General features: G+C 38.7%; 14 protein-coding genes. 9 read left to right on the plus strand and 5 right to left on the minus strand.

What is annotated here, in order from left to right:
- Together ACX1N5_RS14775 and ACX1N5_RS14780 are read left to right on the plus strand one after the other, a co-directional pair.
- Positions 1-2,284 (plus strand): YadA-like family protein (locus tag ACX1N5_RS14775; protein ID WP_458803290.1); only part of this gene is annotated, 2,284 nt, incomplete at its 5' end.
- A 65-nt stretch (positions 2,285-2,349) separates the two neighbouring features.
- Positions 2,350-3,105, plus strand: a complete 756-nt coding sequence (locus ACX1N5_RS14780) for an OmpA family protein (RefSeq protein WP_458803292.1) — start codon at positions 2,350-2,352, stop codon at positions 3,103-3,105.
- Positions 3,106-3,482: 377 nt separating this feature from the next.
- On the opposite strand, the gene ACX1N5_RS14785 is transcribed toward ACX1N5_RS14780, so the two are convergent.
- Together ACX1N5_RS14785 and ACX1N5_RS14790 are read right to left on the minus strand one after the other, a co-directional pair.
- A complete protein-coding gene (locus tag ACX1N5_RS14785; protein WP_458803294.1) occupies positions 3,483-4,319 on the minus strand; it encodes a bifunctional transcriptional activator/DNA repair enzyme AdaA in 837 nt (278 codons plus the stop codon).
- Positions 4,320-4,502: 183 nt separating this feature from the next.
- Complete coding sequence (locus ACX1N5_RS14790; RefSeq protein ID WP_131382114.1) at positions 4,503-5,102, minus strand: TetR/AcrR family transcriptional regulator; 600 nt, start codon at positions 5,100-5,102, stop codon at positions 4,503-4,505.
- A 120-nt stretch (positions 5,103-5,222) separates the two neighbouring features.
- Here ACX1N5_RS14790 and ACX1N5_RS14795 point away from each other — a divergent pair, with 120 nt between their 5' ends.
- Complete coding sequence (locus ACX1N5_RS14795) at positions 5,223-5,840, plus strand: NAD(P)H-dependent oxidoreductase (RefSeq protein ID WP_458803296.1); 618 nt, start codon at positions 5,223-5,225, stop codon at positions 5,838-5,840.
- A gap of 40 nt (positions 5,841-5,880) precedes the next feature.
- Here the strand turns inward: ACX1N5_RS14795 and ACX1N5_RS14800 are convergent, their stop codons facing one another.
- Positions 5,881-6,855, minus strand: coding sequence for a GGDEF domain-containing protein (locus tag ACX1N5_RS14800; RefSeq protein WP_458803298.1), 975 nt, complete (start codon positions 6,853-6,855; stop codon positions 5,881-5,883).
- Between the two features lie 384 nt (positions 6,856-7,239).
- Here ACX1N5_RS14800 and ACX1N5_RS14805 point away from each other — a divergent pair, with 384 nt between their 5' ends.
- Positions 7,240-7,548: a helix-turn-helix transcriptional regulator gene (locus ACX1N5_RS14805; protein ID WP_131382111.1), complete on the plus strand. Its 309-nt coding sequence runs from the start codon at positions 7,240-7,242 to the stop codon at positions 7,546-7,548.
- Positions 7,545-8,831 carry a type II toxin-antitoxin system HipA family toxin gene (locus ACX1N5_RS14810; RefSeq protein WP_458803300.1) on the plus strand — a complete coding sequence of 429 codons (1,287 nt, stop codon included), beginning with the start codon at positions 7,545-7,547 and terminating at the stop codon, positions 8,829-8,831. The genes ACX1N5_RS14805 and ACX1N5_RS14810 overlap by 4 nt, the downstream gene beginning before the upstream one ends.
- A 270-nt stretch (positions 8,832-9,101) precedes the next feature.
- Here ACX1N5_RS14810 and ACX1N5_RS14815 read toward each other — a convergent pair whose 3' ends face one another.
- The gene (locus ACX1N5_RS14815; protein WP_116730908.1) at positions 9,102-9,719 is read right to left on the minus strand and encodes a TetR/AcrR family transcriptional regulator; all 618 of its coding nucleotides are present in this window, start codon (positions 9,717-9,719) and stop codon (positions 9,102-9,104) included.
- Positions 9,720-9,820: 101 nt separating this feature from the next.
- Between ACX1N5_RS14815 and ACX1N5_RS14820 the strand changes: the two genes are divergently transcribed.
- Entirely contained in the window at positions 9,821-11,029 is a 1,209-nt protein-coding gene (locus ACX1N5_RS14820) for an MFS transporter (RefSeq protein ID WP_458803302.1), read from the plus strand.
- Positions 11,030-11,138: 109 nt separating this feature from the next.
- Here the strand turns inward: ACX1N5_RS14820 and ACX1N5_RS14825 are convergent, their stop codons facing one another.
- Entirely contained in the window at positions 11,139-11,909 is a 771-nt protein-coding gene (locus ACX1N5_RS14825) for an IclR family transcriptional regulator (RefSeq protein WP_458803304.1), read from the minus strand.
- A 219-nt stretch (positions 11,910-12,128) separates the two neighbouring features.
- Between ACX1N5_RS14825 and ACX1N5_RS14830 the strand changes: the two genes are divergently transcribed.
- Genes ACX1N5_RS14830 through ACX1N5_RS14840 form a run of 3 tightly spaced genes read left to right on the plus strand, consistent with a single transcriptional unit; the run spans position 12,129 to position 15,215 of the window.
- The gene (locus ACX1N5_RS14830) at positions 12,129-13,484 is read left to right on the plus strand and encodes an MFS transporter (protein WP_458803306.1); all 1,356 of its coding nucleotides are present in this window, start codon (positions 12,129-12,131) and stop codon (positions 13,482-13,484) included.
- A 59-nt stretch (positions 13,485-13,543) separates the two neighbouring features.
- Positions 13,544-14,371 (plus strand): shikimate dehydrogenase family protein, encoded by an 828-nt coding sequence (locus ACX1N5_RS14835; protein ID WP_458803307.1) that lies wholly within the window; start codon positions 13,544-13,546, stop codon positions 14,369-14,371.
- Positions 14,358-15,215 (plus strand): sugar phosphate isomerase/epimerase family protein, encoded by an 858-nt coding sequence (locus ACX1N5_RS14840; RefSeq protein WP_458803309.1) that lies wholly within the window; start codon positions 14,358-14,360, stop codon positions 15,213-15,215. Before ACX1N5_RS14835 ends, ACX1N5_RS14840 begins: the two co-directional genes overlap by 14 nt.
- The last annotated feature ends 2 nt before the right edge of the window (positions 15,216-15,217 follow it).

The following is a 15,217-nucleotide window of genomic DNA, read 5'->3' on the forward strand; positions in this document are numbered from 1 at the left end:
TAACTATGGTGCCAATGGTTTCAGCATTGTGGGCGGCCCAAGCGTGACTTCAGCAGGCATTGATGCAGCGAATACCAGAATCACTAATGTTTCTGCAGGTACACATGATACAGATGCTGTAAATGTTGCTCAGATTAATCAACTTTTGGGCGTTAACATTAATGGTTCTGGAGCTGGAGCAGCAGCAACCAATGCATACAATATTGATGGTTATAATGCTGTCAATACACAAAGTGAACAGACAGATTTGAACGGTACTAAACTTTCAGCTTCGAAAGGTAGTACAGGGGCTGAAAGTGTTTCAGGAGCAATCTTAGCCTTAAATACAGAAGTTAAGAAGTTACAAGAAACTAATCTTGGCACAAAATATTTCCGTGTGAATTCTTCATCAGATGATTCTTTAGCAACTGGTCAAGATAGTATCGCAATTGGTACACAGAGCCGTGCTGTTGGTGATCAATCTATTGCAATTGGTGTAGGTAATATTGTTAACGGTAATAATTCAGGAGCAATTGGTGACCCAACGATTATTAATGGTAATAATAGTTATTCTGTAGGTAACAATAATACGGTTAGCACAGATGATACTTTTGTACTTGGCAATAACGTGACGAAAACGGTTGCAGGTTCAGTTGTTTTAGGTACAAATTCAGCAGCAACGACAGGTGCTGGAGTATCTGGATATGCATCTAGTTTGGCATCTAATGCTGATATCGCTACGATTAATGCAACAACTTCAACGACTGGAGCTGTTGCTGTAGGTGATGCATCAAACGGAGTATATCGCCAGATTACTGGTGTTGCAGCAGGTACACAAAACAGTGATGCAGTCAATGTGGCACAGCTTAAAGCAGTCGATAATGCAGTCACTGGCGTAAGTAACAGTTTGAGTAACGCTGGAGCATCTGTAGCCAATATTCTTGGTGGAGGAGCTTCTTTTAATGCTGATGGATCAATTTCTAACCCAACATACTCAGTTGCAGGTACAACACAGACGACAGTTTTAGGTGCATTAAATGCATTAGATCAAGCAATTGTAACGGCTAATAATACCGCAAATGCAGGTTGGACATTATCTGCAAATGGATCAACACAGCAAATTAAGCCAAATGGTATTGTTAAATTCACGGGCGATAATAATATTAATGTCGCACTTGATACCTCAACCAGCAATGAAGGTAATCTTGCTGTTAGCTTAAATAAAGATTTGACACTAGATAGTGTAACTACAGGTAATACTGTAATAAATAACGCAGGTGTTTCTATTGGCAGTAATGTCAGCTTAGGTAATACAGGTTTAGTTATTACAGGTGGACCAAGTGTTACCACTTCAGGCATTAATGCAGGCGGCACAAGCATTACCAATGTAGCTGATGGTGTAAATGCTCAAGATGCAGTCAATAAAGGTCAATTGGATGCTGTTGCAGCTTCTGTACAAGCAACAGATAGCTCAGCGGTTAAATATGATAACAGCACTACAAAAAGCAGTATTACGTTGGCGGGTGCAAATGGTACGACCATCTCCAATGTAGCGGACGGTACTGTTGCACAAGGCTCTAAAGATGCTGTAAATGGTGGACAATTATGGAATGTTCAACAGCAGGTTGACCAAAACACGAGCGATATTAGTGGATTGCAACAAAGCATTACTAATGTAACAAGTGGTAAGGCTGGTTTAGTTCAACAAGCAACGAACACAGATACGATTACTGTAGGCAAAGACACGGGTGGTACGACGGTAAGTGTTGCTGGTGCTGATGGTAATCGTACAGTTACAGGTGTCAAGGCAGGTACGGTATCAAGTACCTCAACGGATGCTGTAAATGGTAGCCAGCTTTATACTACAAATTCAAATGTAGCAACTTATTTAGGTGGTGGTTCAGCAGTAGATACAACAACAGGGAATGTTTCAGCGCCAACATATTCGGTTGCAGGTGGTTCTTATAACAATGTCGGTAGTGCATTAACCGCTGTTGATAATCGAGTAGCAAATGTAGAACAGAATCTAGAGAAGGCATTTACCTCAACCAATAATCGGATTAATAAAGTTGAAAAAACATTATCCGCAGGTATTGCTGCTACAGCTGCATTAGAAAATGCACCTTATATTGCAGGCAAGTTTACTTATGCGGCAGGTGCGTCTGCTTATAACGGTGAAAGTGCAATCGGTGTCACCCTGCGTCGTACAGCAGATAATGGCCGTTGGTCTATGTCTGGTGGAGTTGCAGCGGGTTCACAAGGCGATCCATTATTCCGTGTAGGCATTTCAGGCGTAATCGACTAATTCTGATGCGTTAAGGAAGAGAGATATCTCTTCCTTTTTTATTTTATGAATATAGGAATTTAAAAATGAATAGATATAAAATTTTATTATCAAGTTTACTATGTCTATGTGCTTTACCAGCTATCGCAGCCGAGGAAAATAGTCCATCTGACCCTAATTTTCCATCTATAGATAAAAGTTATTTAAAACAAGTAAAACGCTATAATATTGAATCAGTTATTTTATTAAATAACGGTTTAAATAAAGATCAAATTAGAAATATTTTAGGTAATCCGCATTTTAATGAAGGTGTTTTTTCAGTTCGCCAATGGAATTATGTGCTTGATATAAAAAAACCAAATGTAGATGAATATATGCGTTGTCAATTAAATATTCTTTTTGATAGACATGGCGTTGCTCAAAAAATGAACTGGAAAGGGGAGGGTTGCTCGCAATTAGCATCTCATAAAGATGCTCTAGCTCAAAATGCTGTAAATGTATTCTTTTTATTTAACATGTATAAGCAATCTGATTTGTTGCCTGAAAGTCAGGCTGAGTTGGAAAAACTGCTGATGACTTTAAAACAATACAATTTTAAAGATATTAAAATTGTTGGGTATGCTGATGAATTAGGTAGTGAAAAATATAATGCTCAGTTGTCTATATTAAGAGCAAAAACGATAGAAAACTATCTAATAAGTCACCAGATTTCACCACAATTGATTCGAAGTTATGGTGCAGGATCAGATCATTCAGGAGCAACATGTTCAGCGAATATGCCAAAAGCACAGCTGAAATCATGTTTACAACCAAACCGTCGAGTACAAATTACTCTTCAATAAACCTTTTCATCCTGATCTATACGCTCCTTGAGTTTCTACTATAGAGGGAAATAAGTCAGATGAATCAAGGAGTCACCATCATTAAAATGAACACTTCTCAATTAAGAAGTGTTCTATAGAATAAACTTCTTTCATCCGCCATTTTATTGTCCTTATGCTATTGTGAAAATAGGTTTCAAGTTTGCTCAGAAAAAATAATTCGAGAAAAATCATGAGGAAAGGAGGGGAACGAACAGGTATCGTATATTTTTACTAGATTTAGAATATGTTTTCTTGCTCTTATACTTCTGCTGTTATTGAAAGTTAAATACTCCCTCAGATAGGTATATTAAAAAATTATATTCAAATACTGAATACCGTTGTTTAAATATTTTGAACTATGGCTGTTGTTGTGCTGCTTCCCATGCAATGATGGCTGCTTTACGGGTGATGCCCCAACGATAACCACCCAATACACCAGATGCCTGAATCACTCGATGGCAAGGAATTAAGAATGCCACAGGATTGCGTCCAATCGCAGTGCCAACAGCACGCGAGGCTTTGGGCTGACCAATCTGTTGGGCAATACTGGCATAACTACATAGCTCACCTTGCGGAATTTTTAATAAACTTTCCCAAACCTTGAGTTGAAATTCACTGGCTTTTAAATGCAGTTTTAATTGTGACAGGCAGGCTTCATTCTGCATAAAAATTGCCAATGCCTGTTGCTGTTTGATCTCCTGCATCTGCTGGAAATCTGCATTTGGAAACTGTATTTGTAACTGCTGTAGCGCAAGCATGGGGGTATCGAAACTTAAAGCACAAATACCTTTTGCAGTTGATGCAATAAACGCTGCACCAAAGGGGGTATCATAAACCCAGTGTTTGATGGTTAGCTGCTTGCCGCCTTGTTGATATTCGGCAGGAGTCATTCCTTCAATTTGAATAAACAAATCATGTAAGCGGCTGCTACTCGATAACCCGGTTGCATAAGTCGCTTCTAAAATTGCATTTTGGCTGCTATGTTGCAGCACCTGTTTAGCATATGCCAAGCTGGTATATTGCAAAAACTTTTTTGGACTGGTGCCTGCCCACTGGCTGAATAAACGCTGAAAGTGTGCAGGGCTTAAATGTACTTGTGCTGCAATTTCAGCCAGACTTGGTTGCTGCATAAAGTTTTGATGAATATATTCAATTGCTTGAGCAATACGCTGATAATCGCGTTCGGTAGACATAAGCAAACTCAAGTTAAACAAAATCTACCTTAACAAGTTGTGAATAAAAAATAAATCCAGATCATGCGCAACTTTAAGCAGGTTACTGACACAGTGATCTTTTACTTTTAACAGATTGAAATGATCAAAAATACTTATCAATCTGGTCTAATTTATTTCGTTGAAAAAAGCTTGATCAAGCCATTAAATTTGCCCAATCAAACGCTGAGTAATAATTTGAATGTATTTGTTGAGGTCATCTTTAAAAATCATGTATTGCAGAGCTAAACCATAACTTAATGAAATAATTTCCAAGATTTTGGCTTCAAGCTGTTCTGCGTCAACTTGTTTGTAGTGTGAGAAAAGTTGAATCAAGATTTTAGCAATTTGTTCGTGATGAGCCTGCCAGACTTGTTTATATTCAGCAGCGAAACTTTCTTCACGTGCTGCATACAGCTGTAGTTCGATTGAAATCTTTAACCACTCATCATTTTGAAAAAAATCAGTTAGCCAGAGTTCAAGTTTTTCTAGTAATAAAGGAAAATCCGAATCGATTTGACACATGATATTTTCTAATTGAGCACTTTCCTTCTCAAACTGACTTTTCATCAGTGTGAGTAAGAACTCTTCTTTATGACTAAAATTCGAGTAAAAAGCACCTTGAGTATATCCCGCATATTTTGAGATATTTCTGATGGATACAGCACGATATCCTTGTTCAGAAATCAAATGCAATCCTGCATTGATTAACTGTAATCGAGTCTGTATTTGTTTCTCATCACGAGATATTTTAGCGTGTTCCATAACTGTGATTAAATTCTAAATATCACTTGCTATCTTAAATTTTATGCGATAGGTTTGCTATCTATATTTCAAATATCATTTGATATCTGAAATTATAATTTTAAAAATTTAGAGAAAATCATGAATATTTCAAATTCAATAAAAAAAATCGTTGTGATCAATGGCCATCCTTCTGTAACCAGTTTTAATCATGCACTGGCACATGCTTATGTTGATTCAGCTGCTCAACAGGGGATATGGGTTGATGTGATTGAAATAGGTCAATTGAATTTTGACTTGAATTTAAAATATGGCTATGAAAAAAGAATGAATTTAGAACCCGATTTGGTTGAGGCTTGGGAAAAAATCATGGCGGCGGATCATCTTGTCTGGATTTTTCCTGTTTGGTGGGGAGGGCTTCCTGCGATTACAAAAGGTTTTATTGACCGTGTTTTTCTGCCTTCTATGGCATTTAGTTATTATGATAAAAGCAATCGGATTCGTGGGCATCTACAAAATAAAACAGCCAGAATTGTGACGACCTTAGATCAATCAGGTTGGACTTACAAATGGTATTTTGGCGAGCCAAGTACTCGGCAGCTTAAACAAGCAACCTTGCAATTCTGTGGCATTACAAAAGTCAAAACGAATTATATTGGTCCGATACGTGGCGCAAGTGCTGCTCAGCGAGAAAAATGGGTACAGTCTATGGTAAAAATGGCGCAGCAGGATGGTCATTCTTTATTAGTTAAAGTATAGACCGTTCATTGATACAAAATTTCAAATGGCATCTGGCGGGTTAATGAAAACAAACTTGATTTCGACCATTATTTTTTGCAGCGTAAAGTCGCTGGTCTGCCAGTTCCAACGCTTCCATCAGTTGTGTATGACTTTGTATTTCAGCAATTCCAAAGCTCACAGTCACGTCAATACAATTCTCGGTAAATGACTGTTTTTCGATTTTATCGCGTATCCGATTTACGAGTTTTATGGTTGATGCATAGTTTGAGCACTTAACCATGATGACAAATTCCTCACCGCCAAATCTGGCAATTAAATCTTCTTCGCGAACGCTATCTTTTAATATATGCCCGATCTCACATAGAATTTTATCTCCTATAGCATGCCCCCAAGTATCATTAATTTTTTTAAAATGATCGATATCACACATGACAATATATAAATGAGTTATCTGATATTTTTTAATTAGTGTCCCAGTTTTTTCAAAAAATCCTCTGCGATTGTAGAGTTTGGTCAGAGGATCCTGATAGCGTTCATGATTGAGTAAGGTGAATTGTTCTTTGACGGTTGTGGCTACAATAATTATTGCAAACCAGATACTTAAGATAATATTAACCGCCAGCATTAACATCCACCAATTTGAGAACGATAAATTGGTGGCGTCGATATCTTGAAGGTAGAAGAGAATGACTAAAAATCTTATGGCATTGTAAATTGTTAAGAAAAAGTAGCTGAAACAGAAAATTTTACCTAATAAAGACACCTGTTTGAAATAAGAATAAACGCCTGGCACGACCATCGCCAAGAGGCAAGTGATGACAAAGTTGATGGTCAGCATTCTCAACCAGAATTTTTGATCAATATATGATAGATAGCCCAGTAAACAGATACCACATAAAACTAACAGTAATGAGGCTAAAAAACAGGATTTCGCTTTTACTTTTAGTCTTATTCCATGGGTTAAAGCCCAAGTACCACAAAGATATAAAATTCCGATCCATGGAGCTGTCAGAGTCATTTGCTCATTTGTCATAAGGCTCTGAATGCCCAATGCACTAGATGGCAAGATATATCCGATCCCGCACCAAAATAAATATTTGGGAGCATGGAACATCAGATACCCGACAATAAAAGTACAGCCTATTAAAATTAAGCAAGTAGGAACAATAAGTAGAAAATACTGAAAACTGGGTAAATACACGAATTTAATAAAAATTTAGATGTGTTGGTTAATTTTAAATCGTTTTATGAAAGGCGATCAATCAATATCTTTCTATTTTCAAATCATGATTGAATGCTCATCAATAAACTCCAGAACGCTTACATTTTTCATAAAAGCAACTAATAAATTGCTTTATTAAAGAAAAGAAACTAATATATTGCTTGGTGAATTAAAAAATCAATCAAAGTATCTACCATGAATGAGCCTTTACTTCGGCAAATTAAACGAAGACGCATCCAACTTGGATTTAAGCAAGCAGATATGCAATCTCGTACAGGCATATCGCGGCAGCAATACCAAAAACTGGAAAGTCAGGGTAATCCACGCTTGGATACGCTGGAAATTGTTGCCGCAGGGCTCAATGCGCAGTTGATGCTGATTCCTGACGATAAAGCATATCTGATCAGACAGTTGTTAAATGATGAAATTAAAATCAGCATTGAAGATCAGGATGATTTAATGACTAACCCGTGGAAAGGTCTACTGGGAGATGCTGAATCATGAATAGCGTCCGCGTTCTGAAATTAATATTACACCACGTCGTAATCGGATACTTGGCAGGGTTTCAGAACGGAAAGAATATTCTGGTTTTTACCGATGCCTTTCGGTTGGATTCACAACGCCCAACACTGAGTGTGTTAACTTCGCCTGTACATCCACAATCCGAAAAAATCTTGGAAAAGACCTTCGTAACGCATCAGCGCTTACATCCATTGCTATCGAACTTATTGCCTGAAGGAGCATTGCGAGAGCTGATTGCCAGCAGTTTGAAACTCCATATTGATAATGAATTTCAGTTGCTGGCTGCTTTGGGACATGACCTATCGGGTGCATTGCTTGCAACACAGGCAAATCTTGATGAAATTCCAGATGCTATAAAATACAAGCTTCAGATCTCAAATACTGATCAAGTCACACCGCAAGAGCTACAAACAGATAATAAGTTTTCGCTTGCAGGCGTGCAGATGAAGTTTTCCATGAAAGCTCAAGATGGGCGTTTTACTTTGGCACATGGGGCAGAGTCGGCTTTACTTGGGGACTGGATTATCAAAACGCCTTCCACACGGCATGCTTTTGTGCCACTGAATGAATATTCGATCATGATGCTTGCTGAAATGGCAGGAATCGAGATTCCAGAGATTCAACTGGTGGATATAGCATGTCTACAGGATTTACCCGTGCTGAATTTGCCCCAAGAACAATATGCGTTTGCAATCAAAAGATTTGACCGGCACAGCACTGATCAGACCACAGAGCGAATTCATATTGAAGATTTCGCTCAGATTTTTGGGGCGTATCCACACCAAAAATATAGCACCACCAATTATGAGCAGATAGGTCAAATTATTTATCAGTATTCTGGAAATAAAATTGTGGATATTCAACAATTTGCCAGTCGTATTTTGATCAATATCTTACTGGCAAATGGCGATGCACATTTAAAGAACTGGAGCATGATCTACCCCGACGCGCGTACACCCAGATTTTCACCTGCCTATGATATTTTAATGACCAGTGTCTATATTGAAAATGAGCGACACTTTGCCTTGAACCTTGCCAAAAATAAGGACTGGTATTTAGCGGAAATGAAGCACTTTCAGCAATGGGCAGAGAAAGTAGGGGTTCCTTGGCGAGTCATTGAAAAACAGTTGCATGATGTTATGGCTCAGGCGCGAACACTATGGCCAAAAGCATTAGCCGATCTTCCTATGTCAACAGTTCATAAAGAAAAACTAAAAATGCACTGGCAGCAATTGCATCCTGATTTTCGGATCTTGGCAAGTTAACAGCTCCACCATTTGACAATATATTTAATAGGGAATTAGAGCCTGCGCGGGTTGCTGATGATGTTCTCTTTGCTTTGTTCTGATGAGAGCGAGAACAAAACACAACGATTCTACCTAAAATCTGTTTAGGATTAAGCCGCAGATGTTTGAAAGAAAATGAGCAAGAAATGCTTGTTCACCGCGGCACCTTGCATGAATCCTTTATTTTTCTATGTTGAAAAAACAAAGAGCAGATAAATCATCATGAATGAAGTCTATTCAAACAGCAGTTCACGAGTGAAATAAAAGCTTTAAATTCTCTTTAAATAATTGATCTAATTGTAAGACTTCATTCGAATTAAGGATGTGATTATGAATCATGCCCATCCACATTGGACTGACAATCAGTAATGCAAAGGACTTCGGATTAATGTGAGCAGGGAGCTCTTGACGTTGTATTGCCAGTTCAACGAGTTGCTGTAGCTCATGTTGGATTGGTAAAAAAATCTTGTTGCAATAGGTTTGTAAAATACTGGGGAAATTTTTCCCTTCACGTAAAATGAGCAGTGCCATATCGGCACGACCTGTAGATTCTAAGGTTAAAACGCTCGGCACAATTTTTTTGCAAATGAAGTCATATACTGATTCATCATCTTGAATTTCATGCGCTTTAATCGGGCGAAAAGACTCATTCATGAACGCATCAATGACACCTTCAAACAATTGTTCCTTGGTTTCAAAATAAGAATAAATAGTTCCTTTGCCCAATTCTGCGTGTTTTGCAATATCTGAAATTTTACTTCGCGCAAACCCTTCCTGAATAAAGTATTGCAGTGCAGCATCGAGAATTTTATGTCGCGTTTCTTGTGTTTTTTCAATACTTGGGCCGCGGGTTCTTGGTTTTTCCATAACGTATTCAATAATCGTCTACATCAACTTAATGTAACATAAATTGACCTGTAGGTCACTTTTGATTAAAATCGACTTAAAGGTCATTTTTGGTTTAACTGATGCAAACGCCAAGTTCTAGTATGCAATACATGATTATTAGTTTTGCGCTATGCCTTGCAGCCGTGAGTACGGCATTAGCAAGTCCTCTTTATGCAATTTATGAGCAGGTTTGGGGAATTACGACTTCACAAGTGGGGTATATCTTTATTGCTTATATGCTTGGTGTGGTCTTTTCACTGCTATTTTTAAGTAAATTGAATGCGATTTATAACTATAAGCAGGTTATTGTTGTCAGTTTTAGCCTAAGCATTATTGGTATGATTTTATCAGCCTTTGCTTTATCGATTTGGCTGTTGAGTTTTTCTCGGTTTTTAATTGGAATTGCTTCTGGTCTCATTACGACAGCAGCAATGGTGGGTCTTAAAGATCAGTATCCTTTTAGAAACAAAATGCTTTCAGAAAAATTAACCTCCATGATTACCATATTGGGCTTTGCTTTAGGTCCTTTACTTGGAGGCATCTTGGCAGATCATACCCATCATCCATTGGCAGATCCTTACTGGATTATGGCAATATTTTCTGGAGTCGTTTTACTCAGTGTGTTTTGGGTTCAGCCTAAAATCCAGCCAGAAAAAAAACATAAATGGATTGAAGTACTTAAAGTTGAAGGTTTAATTTTACCCCAAGTAGCATGCCGTAAAATTTTCTGGATATGCAGTATTTCAGCGCTGTGTAGTTTTGGAGCATTCAGCTTGTATGCTGCTTTGGCTGGAACGTTTATACGAAACCTGGCTATTCACTCCTCAGCGACATTTACAGGGTTTTCTATTTCTATCATTTTGTTTGTTTCAGTACTGAGCCAGCTATTCTGTAAGTCTTTGAAAGAAATTGATGTTTTATCCTATGGTTTGGCAGCATTGTTGCTCGGAACAATAAGTCTTGTGGTTGCAGAAATTGAACATGGCATGACCTTTTTATTCCTGAGTATTTTATTGACAGGGATAGGGCACGGGTTCTCGCTAAGTGCTGCGTATTATTTTATTGGGAAAATTATAGATCTTGAAAAAAATCCTTTGATCTTTTCAAGCTATTTATTTATCGCATATCAGGGAACGATTTGGCCTGTAATCTTTTCAAGTTATTTGATTGAGTATATGGGGCTTATTGTTACTTTGTGGCTAATTTCAATTCTGCTTATGGCAACGATTATTTGGCTCATCTATCAAATTAAATTCAAAGTTAAGCCTTTATTGGTTTTTTATAAATAAACTTATAAAAAACAGTATTTTGTTAGGTGAAAGATAGGGAAATTTTTATAGATAGGACATGTACGGATTGCCTTCTCCAATGCGGAAAAGACAATCCGTATGTATGAAATTAAATATGGATCAAATCAATAATGGAAGAAATTTTATCGGCGGTTGCAATCAGAGCGGGAGCGAGTTCCTCAATACGTTTTTGATTGAGACGGACAGACGGGCCAGCAATACTTACCGTTCCAAAAGGTTTGCCTGTGTGAGGATTGATAATAATTCGTGCCATGGCAGACATACCCAGTTCATACGTATCGCTGATGATGCCATAACCTCGTTGTTTGGATGCTTGAACGATTTTTTCTAGTTCGTTAAGTGTCTTAGGTGTATTGGGTCCAAAGTTTTTGGCTTTATCAAAACCTTCACGTTCCACAAGGCGGGAAAAATCATCTTGCTTTAGAGCAGAGAGGTAGGCAAGACCGCATGCAGATGCGGGCAAGTAGGCGACATTTCCTGAATCTGGGTCATATTTTAGACCAGATTTAGCACCTTGTGCCTTACCAATCCAAATGATTTTCTCATCTTCAATCAGACCTAAACGAACCAACTCAGCGGAGGTTTCAGCAAGTTCAGTCAGATATGGCTGAAAGGTTTCAGTAATAGAACGAGAGGATAAGTAACTTAAACCCATTGAGGCAATTTTAAGGGTAAGTTTGTAGTGCTGTGAGGATTCATCCTGATAGATATAACCCATCTCTTTCATCGCTGTCAGAATGCGGTGCATGGCAGATTTAGGAATATCCAGATCAACCGCAAGTTGGCTAAGTGCGCATCCATTCACTTCTTTTAATAGTGCCTCAAGGATGAGTAAAGAACGATCATTATTGCTGAGCATAAAAATCCTGATATTATTTTTTGGAACAGTGTTCCAAAAATTTAAAAAACCGATTATAGTACGATTAGATTCTATCTTAAATACAGATGAGATAAATCGCTTAACTCAGAAAAGGTCGTTTCTGAGTTCTTTAAAAGTTCAGAATCTGAATGGATAACAACAACCAGTCATGCGATGGAAAACGCATATTTTACTGGCGAACACTGAGGGAAAAAGTGCATGACTCAACAAGTCAATTTACGGGATTTTATCGATGAAAATCGTATTTCTCCTATGCAAAAAATGATTATTTTCTTATGCTTAATGATCGTTGTTGTCGATGGTATTGATATCTCGGTCATGGGATTTGTTGCCCCTGTGATCAAACAGTCATGGGGCATCAGTACCACTGATCTCGCACCAGTCATGAGCGCGGCTTTAATCGGTTTAGCAGTCGGCGCTGTCATTTCAGGGCCTTTAGCCGACAAATTCGGGCGTAAAAAACTCTTGATTACAAACCTGCTTGGTTTTGGTGTATTTACCTTACTGGCAGCACTTTCTACAAACGTAACAGAGTTGATGATGTTTCGTTTTATTGCGGGGCTGTTTATGGGCGGTGTTATGCCTCAAGCAGTGACCTTGGTCACAGATTATTCTTCGATGAAAGTGAATGGTCGCTTAGTGACGATTATTTTAAGTGGCTTCACCATTGGTGCTGCGATTGGTGGTTTTCTCGCAGCTTGGGTGATTCCTCATTTTAACTGGCATGCCATGATGATTATTGGAGGCATCTTACCAATTTTGCTTGCGACCATTGCAATCTTTAAATTACCTGAATCTATTGGTTATAAGGTACTTAAGCAGCATCCTAAAGAAGAAATTGATGCCATTATTCATAAAATGGCACCGAATTTTGATACTCGTAACACCGTATTTGTATTACCTCAACCGAAGACAGATACAGTAGATAACCCTGTTAAAACTGTCTTGAGTCCATTTTATCTCATAGGAAGCTTTTTACTGTGGTGGAGTTACGCATCGGGATTGTTTGTGGTTTATCTACTAGGTAGCTGGTTACCCATGATGACTCATGAATTTGGTTTTAGCATTAAAGAAGCTTCTTTGATTACAGCTATTTATCAGCTTGGTGGACCGATTGGCTGTATTGCATGCGGCTATCTTATGGATAAAGTCAACCCGCATCTTGGTTTAGTGTTCGCATATGCACTTGCGGTTGTATTCATGGTTTTTGTTGGGGATGCTGGGCATAACTTCATGTTGTATAGCACCATGTGTTTCTTCATTGGGATGTGGATGAATGGTGCTAATGCGGGTATGAATAGTATTTCAAGTTCATTTTATCCCGTCTTTGCTCGAGCAACAGGTAATAGCTGGATGCACGGAATCGGACGTTTGGGTGCAGTCGCAAGTGCTTTTGTAGGTGCCTATTTCTTAAGCCTAGGCTGGGCTGCCAGTAAAATCTTCCTGATTTTATGTTTGCCGACGGTCGGCATCATTACCGCCCTGATGTTAATGAAACTTATTTATTCCCCTAAACGTATACAGCAACGAGAGCTTGATAACGCTCAGATCTAAGACACACTCTTAAACGTAAATTTTAACCTAACCTGCTTATTTTAAAAGGATATTGAATTATGGATATTCAATTGAATGGATCTACTCGTCTTTATTTTGTGGTTGGGCATCCAATTAAACAGGTGAAATCACCTGAAGGCGTGACTCAAGAGCTAATCAACAAAGGTTTAAATGCAATTGTTTCTCCAGCAGATGTGCATCCAGATCATTTTCCAGCCTTTGTTGAAAACACTAAAAATATGCTCAATACCGATGGTTTGATTGTGACCGTTCCACACAAAATCACTGCGCTGCAATGCTGTGATCAAGTGACTGACCGCGCCAAGTTTATTGGTGCTGTCAATACCATGCGTCGAACGGTGGCAGGTTGGGAAGGTGACATGCTGGATGGTACAGGCATGATACAAGCCATTAAAGCTAAACATATTCAACTTAAAGATAAACGTGCCATTTTGGCAGGTGCAGGTGGTGCTGGCAAAGCGATAGCGTATGAACTGTTAATGGCTGGTGTGGCTGAACTGGCTATTTTTGATGTAGAGACAACTCGCCAGCAACAATTGGTTGAACATTTAAATGCTTTAGGTCAAGGCAAAGTCATTGCCCACAATAATGACCCTTCAGGTTTCGATGTTGTGGTCAATGCAACACCCATGGGCATGAATGGTGATCCATCTGCAGCGTACCTACTCGATCAATTGACCTCTGAAATGTCAGTTGCCGATGTCGTGACGAGTCCTGAAAAAACCCCTTTTATTTCTAAAGCTTTGGAATTGGGTTGTACCGTGGTGATGGGTACAGAAATGTTTGTTCAAGTCCGTGATTTGATGGTGAATTATTTACTTGGAAATGGCTCTGGCAATGGAGACATGAAACATGATGCAGCTTGATCCACAAAAAAATGTACCTAAGCGTCAGTATTCACTTTCATTTTTGACTGTTGCTGATGTTGCTCCAGTGGAAGCAGTCAAAATTGCAGCAGAGTGTGGCTATGCAAAAGTCGGGTTACGTCTTTTGCCTGCTGCACCCAACGAAGCTGGCTATCCTATTTTAACCGATGCAAACGTTGTGTCTGAAACCGTGGCAGCACTTAAAGATACAGGTGTGCAGGTTGCTGATGTAGAAATCATACGTCTGACGCCTGACTTTAATGGGAAAAAATATCTACAGTTTTTAGAAGTCGCACAACGACTAGATGCAAAACATATTTTAGTTGCAGGCAATGATCCTGAACAGAACCGTCTAATTGAGAACTTTGCACAATTTTGTGAACTTTCAAATCAATACGGTTTGAGCTGTGATTTGGAATTTATGCCATGGACTGATGTTAAAAATCTAGAGCAAGCGAATTTCATCGTTGAACAATCTGCTCAAAGTAATGCAGCCATTTTAATTGATTCTCTGCATTTTGATCGTTCTGACTCAACAATTGAACAAGTCAAGGCATTGCCTAAATCACGCATGAACTATGTTCAGCTTTGTGATGGTTTAGCTAATTATGATCTGAGTCATGAAGGCTTAATCAAAGTTGCGCGTTCAAACCGCTTGGTTCCAGGACAAGGTGAGATTGATTTGGTGGCTTTAATTGCGGCATTACCTAACGATTTAACCTTGGCAGCAGAAGTTCCAAATTTAGAACTGACCAAGTTACCTGCACTTGAACGTGCCCGAATAAATTTAGAGGCAATGAAAAAACTTGTTGCACTCGCTCAAATGGACACTGCAGCGGGGTAGTT

Source organism: Acinetobacter sp. ANC 4636 (genome assembly GCF_054454555.1).

Bases quoted from the DNA above. Each gene is read 5' to 3' on its own strand.
- ACX1N5_RS14815 (WP_116730908.1), bottom strand. From the start codon at position 9,719: ATGGAAAAACCAAGAACCCGCGGCCCAAGTATTGAAAAAACACAAGAA.
- ACX1N5_RS14785 (WP_458803294.1), bottom strand. From the start codon at position 4,319: ATGTCTACCGAACGCGATTATCAGCGTATTGCTCAAGCAATTGAATAT.
- ACX1N5_RS14795 (WP_458803296.1), top strand. From the start codon at position 5,223: ATGAATATTTCAAATTCAATAAAAAAAATCGTTGTGATCAATGGCCAT.
- ACX1N5_RS14780 (WP_458803292.1), top strand. From the start codon at position 2,350: ATGAATAGATATAAAATTTTATTATCAAGTTTACTATGTCTATGTGCT.
- ACX1N5_RS14805 (WP_131382111.1), top strand. From the start codon at position 7,240: ATGAATGAGCCTTTACTTCGGCAAATTAAACGAAGACGCATCCAACTT.
- ACX1N5_RS14810 (WP_458803300.1), top strand. From the start codon at position 7,545: ATGAATAGCGTCCGCGTTCTGAAATTAATATTACACCACGTCGTAATC.
- ACX1N5_RS14830 (WP_458803306.1), top strand. From the start codon at position 12,129: ATGACTCAACAAGTCAATTTACGGGATTTTATCGATGAAAATCGTATT.
- ACX1N5_RS14820 (WP_458803302.1), top strand. From the start codon at position 9,821: ATGCAAACGCCAAGTTCTAGTATGCAATACATGATTATTAGTTTTGCG.
- ACX1N5_RS14790 (WP_131382114.1), bottom strand. From the start codon at position 5,102: ATGGAACACGCTAAAATATCTCGTGATGAGAAACAAATACAGACTCGA.
- ACX1N5_RS14840 (WP_458803309.1), top strand. From the start codon at position 14,358: ATGATGCAGCTTGATCCACAAAAAAATGTACCTAAGCGTCAGTATTCA.
- ACX1N5_RS14835 (WP_458803307.1), top strand. From the start codon at position 13,544: ATGGATATTCAATTGAATGGATCTACTCGTCTTTATTTTGTGGTTGGG.
- ACX1N5_RS14800 (WP_458803298.1), bottom strand. From the start codon at position 6,855: ATGACAAATGAGCAAATGACTCTGACAGCTCCATGGATCGGAATTTTA.
- ACX1N5_RS14825 (WP_458803304.1), bottom strand. From the start codon at position 11,909: ATGCTCAGCAATAATGATCGTTCTTTACTCATCCTTGAGGCACTATTA.